This is a genomic window from Coprococcus intestinihominis (assembly GCF_040096555.1).
Classification (GTDB): Bacteria; Bacillota; Clostridia; order Lachnospirales; family Lachnospiraceae; genus Coprococcus_A; species Coprococcus_A intestinihominis.
This window is the reverse complement of the sequence record NZ_JBBMEK010000302.1, coordinates 1-3,714: the sequence shown is the minus strand read 5'-3', so window position 1 is coordinate 3,714 and position 3,714 is coordinate 1. Positions and strand designations below refer to the sequence as shown.

General features: G+C 44.6%; 3 protein-coding genes. All 3 read left to right on the top strand.

Going from position 1 to position 3,714, the window contains the following annotated elements:
• The coding region (recF, locus tag WMO25_RS16110; RefSeq protein WP_349086170.1) for a DNA replication/repair protein RecF at positions 1 to 688 on the top strand (688 nt) is incomplete at its 5' end.
• Positions 689 to 705: 17 nt separating this feature from the next.
• Complete coding sequence (gyrB, locus tag WMO25_RS16105) at positions 706 to 2,616, top strand: DNA topoisomerase (ATP-hydrolyzing) subunit B (protein ID WP_349086168.1); 1,911 nt, start codon at positions 706 to 708, stop codon at positions 2,614 to 2,616.
• A 35-nt stretch (positions 2,617 to 2,651) separates the two neighbouring features.
• Positions 2,652 to 3,714: DNA gyrase subunit A (locus tag WMO25_RS16100; RefSeq protein WP_349086167.1), on the top strand; the 1,063-nt coding region annotated here is incomplete at its 3' end.

The window sequence follows — 3,714 nt, the reverse complement described above, 5'->3', positions numbered from 1 at the left end:
TCTCGAATTATGTCAGCTGGATAAAGTTTATCTACATAATATTTCCAATTACAACAAAATTGTGAACCAGAGAAATAATCTTCTCAAGCAGATAGGTTTTGATTCTGCATTAAAGGATACACTTGATATATGGGATATGCAGATGGTGAATTATGGCAGAAAAGTCATTGAGACAAGAAGAATGTTTATTGCTCAGTTGAATGAATGGCTGGAGCAGATTCACGGAAGGCTCACCGGCAACAGAGAAAAGCTTCGGCTTGTTTATCAGCCGAGTACGGAGCCGGAGGATTTCGAGCGTGTACTGTTATCAAAAAGAGATCAGGATATCCGGATGAAAATGTCAGGAACAGGACCGCACAGAGATGATTTTCTGTTTATGGTCGGAGAAGTGGATATTCGCAAATTTGGTTCACAGGGGCAGCAGAGGACAGCAGCATTGTCCTTGAAGCTGGCTGAGATTGAACTTGTGCGTCAGAGTATCGGGGACGAGCCGGTATTATTGCTGGATGATGTTTTGTCGGAACTTGATAGTTCCAGACAGAATTATCTTCTGGACTGCATTAAAGATATTCAGACCGTGATCACGTGTACGGGTTTGGACGAATTTGTCAATCACAGATTTAACATAGACCGCATTTTTAAAGTGACGGATGGAACAGTTGATTTTGTCAATGAGGTAGTAGGATAAAGCAGGAGGTTTGAGATATGAGTGAAGGATACGGCGCAAGTCAGATTCAGATATTGGAAGGGCTTGAAGCAGTTAGAAAGAGACCGGGTATGTATATTGGCAGTACCTCAGCGAAGGGACTTCATCATCTGGTATATGAGATTGTTGACAATTCCGTCGATGAGGCCCTTGCCGGTTACTGTGATCATATTGAGGTGACCATTAATAAAGACAATTCAATTACAGTTGTCGACAACGGACGTGGTATACCGGTCGGTATACAAGCAAAAGCCCATAAACCGGCGGTAGAAGTTGTATTTACCATTCTTCATGCCGGCGGTAAATTCGGCGGCGGCGGATATAAGGTATCCGGCGGACTTCATGGTGTCGGTGCATCGGTTGTTAATGCCCTGTCCGAATGGCTTGAAGTCAATGTTTATGTAGATGGTTATGAATATTATCAGCGTTATGAACGCGGTAAAGTCATGTGTGAACTGCAGAAGATCGGTCCGACAGTGAAGAGAGGAACAACGGTCCATTTCCTGCCGGATAAAGAAATATTTGAAGAAACAGTTTTTGATTATAAAGTACTGAAACAGCGGCTGAGAGAAATTGCTTTTCTGACAAAGGGACTTCGTATCTCTCTGACAGATGTCCGTGAGGAAGAGCCAATTTTGTCCTCTTTCCACTATGAAGGCGGTATCCGCGAGTATGTGGCTTATCTGAATAAGGCCAATACACCGCTGTATGATGAGATTATTTACTGTGAAGGTGAAAAAGACGGCGTACTTGTGGAAGTTGCACTTCAGCATAATGACGGCTACAATGAAAATGTTTACAGTTTCGTCAATAATATTACGACGCCTGAAGGCGGTACCCATCTGGTGGGTATGCGAAGTGCACTGACCAAGACATTTAATGATTATGCCAGAAAGAATAAGCTTCTGAAAGACAACGAACAGAGTCTGACAGGTGAAGATATCCGTGAAGGCCTGACGGCCATTGTCAGCATCAAGATCGGGGAGCCTCAGTTTGAAGGTCAGACAAAGCAGAAACTGGGCAACTCCGAAGCAAGGGGAGCCGTTGAGAGTATTGTCAGCGACAAGCTTAGTGTATTTCTTGAGCAGAATCCGGCCATCGGCAAGCTGATTGTGGAGAAATCTGTCATGGCACAGAGAGCCAGAGATGCAGCAAGAAAAGCCAGAGATTTGACAAGAAGAAAAGGTGCATTAGACAGTATGAGTCTTCCGGGCAAACTGGCAGACTGTTCAGATAAAGATCCGGCGAAATGTGAGATTTACATTGTCGAGGGTGATTCCGCCGGCGGTTCTGCAAAGACAGCACGTTCAAGAGCTACACAGGCCATCCTGCCTCTGAGAGGTAAGATTTTGAATGTCGAAAAAGCACGTCTGGATAAGATTCTTGTCAATAATGAGATTAAAGCCATGATCACGGCTTTTGGTACAGGTATCCATGAAGATTTTGATATCACCAAGCTGCGTTATCATAAGATTATTATCATGACGGATGCCGATGTGGATGGTGCCCATATCAGTACACTGCTTCTGACATTCCTTTATCGTTTTATGCCGGATCTGATCCGTGAAGGTTATGTTTATCTTGCAAAGCCGCCGCTTTATAAGATTGAGCGAAACAAAAAGGAATGGTATGCTTACAGTGATGATGAATTGAACGCGATCCTGACAGAGATCGGTCGTGATCAGAATAACAAGATCCAGCGTTACAAAGGTTTGGGTGAGATGGATGCGGAACAGCTTTGGGAGACAACCATGGACCCTGAAAGACGTATTCTGATGCGTGTTTCCATGGATGATGCTGAAAAAGTCAGCATCGATGAGACGTTCAGCGTCCTGATGGGTGACAAAGTTGAGCCGAGACGTGAATTTATAGAGAAGAATGCAAAATATGTCAGAAATCTGGATATATAGTAAAGGTTCTGCGTTAAGAATTATGGAGGAAGAGAATGGACGATAAGATTTTCGATAAGATCCATGAGGTCGATCTGAAGGAAAGAATGGAAACCTTCTATATCGACTATGCCATGAGCGTTATTGCATCCCGTGCTCTGCCGGATGTCCGAGACGGTTTGAAACCGGTACAGAGACGAATACTTTACGCAATGATAGAGCTGAATAATGGTCCTGACAAGCCGCATCGTAAATGTGCGCGTATTGTCGGTGATGCAATGGGTAAATATCATCCGCATGGTGATTCATCCATCTACGGTGCACTGGTCAATATGGCTCAGGACTGGTCAACAAGATATCCGCTGGTAGATGGCCACGGCAACTTTGGCTCCATGGATGGCGACGGCGCCGCAGCCATGCGATACACTGAGGCACGTCTCAGCAGAATTTCCATGGAAATGATGGCAGATATCAACAAGGACACTGTTGATTTTCAGCCGAACTTTGATGAGACAGAGAAAGAGCCGGTTGTACTGCCGTCCAGATATCCAAATCTGCTGGTGAATGGTACAACAGGTATCGCTGTTGGTATGGCGACAAATATTCCGCCGCACAATTTGCGTGAAACCATTGACGGTGTTATCAAGATCATTGATAATCGTGTGGAAGAAAATCGTGAGACAACCATCGAAGAACTGATGGAGATAATCAAGGGACCGGACTTCCCGACAGGTGCCATGATCCTTGGCAAAAACGGTATCAATCAGGCCTACCGTACCGGCCGCGGCAAATTAAAAGTAAGAGCAGTGACGGATATCGAGACAATGCCGAATGGCCGTCATCGTATTGTAGCCACAGAGCTGCCTTATATGGTCAACAAGGCAAAACTCATTGAAAAAATTGCCGAGCTGGTAAAAGATAAACGGATTGAAGGGATTTCTGATCTTCGAGATGAATCCAGCCGTGAAGGCCTTCGTGTCGTGATTGAACTGAAAAAGGATGCTAATCCGAATGTTGTACTGAACCAGCTGTATAAACATACCCAGCTGCAGGATACGTATGGTGTGATCATGTTGGCGCTTGTCAATAATCAGCCGATGATCCTGAATCTGAAACAGA